The following is a 3,412-nucleotide window of genomic DNA, read 5'->3' on the forward strand; positions in this document are numbered from 1 at the left end:
AACACAAGCCCCAGAAAGTCGGAGATGCCTGGTAGTTGGCGTCGAATGCCGCTGAGCAGACGATGCGAGGCATTGGCAAATATCCGGAAGACGTCGAATTTCGTCCGTCATTGGACGAGTATGGCTCGGTCGAGGCATCATGTACGGCAAGGTGCTCGACGAGGCGTGCCGCAGCCATGCAGTACTCAGCCAACAGACACCCGAGGAGAACAAACGATGCGCGACATCTTGGCCGGGCTGACAGCCTGGTACGACCGCGACGTGCCGTTCGCGCTTGCCACCATAGTGCGCACTTGGAAGTCGTCACCCCGCGCGCCCGGCGCGGCCATGGCGGTATCCCAGTCGGGCGAAGTGATCGGCAGTGTTTCCGGCGGCTGCGTGGAGGGCGCCCTGTACGAGACAGCTCTAGAGGTGCTCGCTGACGGACGCAGTCGGACAGACGTCTTCCGAGTCACCGACGATGATGCGTTCGGTGTCGGCTTGACCTGTGGTGGAACCATCGAGGTCTTTGTCCAGCGCGTCGATCGTACGAGTTTTCCGCATTTCGTCGAACTCGCGGATCGAATCCGTGAGGGAGACTCGGTGGCGGTTGTCACCGACACTAGCGCGGGATATCCCACCCATTACTGCGTGCTTTCTCGTCATGAGCAGTGGGGCGATCTATCCATCGCTCGTGACGACGTTGCAGATGTAAAGCGCGGCCTGGATTCAGGAGACTCCGCTGTATACGTAGTCGAGGTGCCGGGAGAGGCGAATTCGACCCGCATTCTTATGGTGGAGATTTTTGCGCCCCGGCCTCGCATGTATATATTCGGAGCCATCGACTTCGCCGCCGCCCTCTGTAGGCTCGGAGCATTCGCGGGTTATCACGTAACTGTCATCGATGCGCGTCCGGTATTCGCAACCCCAGCCCGGTTCCCGGACGCTGACGACATCGTGGTGATGTGGCCGCACAAATTTCTCGAATCTGCGCCCATTGACCGGCGGACGGTAATCGCAGTGCTCACCCACGATGAGAAGTTCGATCTTCCCCTCCTCGAGCGTGCCCTCCGCTCGCACGCCGCGTACATCGGTGCGATGGGAAGTCGGCCTACCCATGAGCGCCGCGTCGAGGCATTGCGCGAGCGTGGACTCTCCACCGCCGACCTTGCACGCCTACATTCGCCGATCGGGCTCGACTTGGGCGCGCAGACACCCGAGGAAACCGCAGTGTCGATTCTCGCCGAAATGATGAAGACACTTCGCGGCAGTACCGGTGGAGAACTCCGGTTACTCTCGGGTCCGATCCACCGACCGCCGATCGCTGTCGGCGCAGGATCTCACGAGCACACAGCTTCCACCTGACCGGGATCCGAATGAGAAATCCGAACGTAACCTACAGTGGTAAAACACTTTTCGAGTATGCATCCCCATTCAGTCACGACCGGCGCTTCAACGGCACATACTGAACATGTATCAATCGTCTCTGACAATCTCTGGCGGGCGGACCCGCATCTGGCGGCTCCATCGGATGGCCACCGTATGTCACCCTGCCCGCCGCCGACACGATCGACGGACTCCTGCTTCAGTTCTGGAAGCCGACAGATCCTGATCCGGAGTCGGCCGTCGCGAAGTACCGGACGGAGACCGAATTCGATGCCACAGAGTCCGCGTCAACCACCGATCGCTCCCATACTCCGCACGGGCGGAACGAACCCAGCGGCGTCGATGCCGTGCCCCGCCGACTTGTTCCACGTTGCCCCGCGCCACAAGTGCGCCAACTCCTCGTCACTCGCCCCGGACCGCAACGCACCGCGTAGATCGATCTCGGAGTCGCTGAACAGGCACGACCGGACGGTGCCCTCGGCGGTGAGCCGGGTGCGATCGCAGTCGGAGCAGAACGACCGCGTGACCGACGCGATGATCCCCACCGTCGCGGCGCCTCCGTCCACCCGCCACTGGACCGCCGGGGCGGACGGGTCGTCCCGCCCGATCTCATCGAGATCGAAGCGCGCACCCAGCACCGATAGCAGTCGGTCGGCCGGCACCATATTCTCCCGCGCCCATTCGTGGTCGGCGTCGAGCGGCATCTCCTCGATGAACCGCAGCGCCACGCCCTCGTCGAGGCACCACTGCAACAGATCCGGCGCTCCGCTCAGCGTCTCCGGCATGAGGACCGCGTTGATCTTCACCGGGGCGAGCCCGACGGCGACGGCGGCACGGATCCCGGCGAGCACCGAGGGCAGCCGATCCCGCCGGGTCAACTACGCGAAGTAGTCACGGTCGATGGTGTCGAGGGAGACGTTGATCCGGGTCAGGCCGGCGTCGACGAGCCTGCGCACCCGGTGCTCGAGCCCGACCGCGTTCGTCGTCATCGCCAGCGGTATGCCTGGCACCTTCTCCGCGCACCCGCCGATAATGTACTCGAGGTCCGCGCGCATGAGTGGCTCACCACCGGTGAACCGCACCTCACGCACCCCGAGTCGATGCACGGCGATCTCGACCAACCGAACGATCTCACCTGCGGTGAGCAACCGCTCCGCCGGGATCGCGGGCAGGCCCGCCTCGGGCATACAGTAGGTGCACCGCAGCGAGCACTTCTCCGTGATCGACACCCGTAGGTCCCTGGCCACCCTGCCGAAACGATCAACGAGGTGCGCGACGTCCGGGCGCCCGTCGAGTGAGGCCGACCGCACAGAGGGAATCCCCATCTCCACTGCCGTCATCGCGCCGCCCTTCCGTATATCAATCCAGTAAGCCGAGTCGATACGCCGACGGCGGTGCCAATGACCGCCGCCACCACAGCAGAATGGTCGGCGTGAGGTCGGTGGAACCCACGACGACGGAACGGCGTGATCTATCAGACGATACCGCTGTCGACATTGGAGAACACGTGAAGATGCTGCCGTCACGAGTGATCTCACCCCCTCGACGGCGAGGGCCGCGCACGCACACTCGATGTGGGCACGAAGGCTGATGCCACCGGACCGCCTTGCCTGCAAAAGAACTGGTCACCGCCCCCAAGGCAGCTGCCCTGTTCGGACCGACGACCTGCCCGAGGCCGACTCCTCGCGACCGCACGGATCGCTGGCATCCCGGGAGCGAAGAGAACCCGGAGTCGTCCGCAACCATGATGAAGGGCAGTTGGTTTCAGCACTCGAGTACGGCGCACTTTTCGGACGCGGAACGGTATTGCGCACGTGCTGCAAAGACGTAGCGGCCGCGACCGGACTCCCGGTGCCCGCCAGGACATTCAGCAGGTCGGCGATATAAGTGCGGACAGTACCACCGCTGATCGCCCGTAACCCATATTTTTGTTTGACTACTGATGATTTGCTTCTCGCCCCTGCGGCTACCGATCACAGTCGAACTCGACGTGCCAGCGCATGTGGCGGCTCAACCTGCGGTTATGTGAATTCCCGAGGTCGGTGTC

The 3,412-nt window shown here is 63.3% G+C and carries 1 protein-coding gene and 1 pseudogene; one reads left to right on the plus strand and one right to left on the minus strand.

The window, feature by feature from the left end; all coding sequences use genetic code 11:
* Window positions 1-216 precede the first annotated feature (216 nt).
* Window positions 217-1,344, plus strand: coding sequence for an XdhC family protein (locus ACFWAY_RS53240; protein ID WP_378516467.1), 1,128 nt, complete (start codon window positions 217-219; stop codon window positions 1,342-1,344).
* Window positions 1,345-1,652: 308 nt separating this feature from the next.
* On the opposite strand, the pseudogene moaA reads toward ACFWAY_RS53240, so the two are convergent.
* Window positions 1,653-2,705 (minus strand): annotated as a pseudogene (moaA, locus tag ACFWAY_RS53245) (GTP 3',8-cyclase MoaA).
* Window positions 2,706-3,412 lie beyond the last annotated feature (707 nt).

Source organism: Rhodococcus sp. NPDC059968 (genome assembly GCF_042738615.1).
Lineage (GTDB): Bacteria > Actinomycetota > Actinomycetes > Mycobacteriales > Mycobacteriaceae > Rhodococcus_F.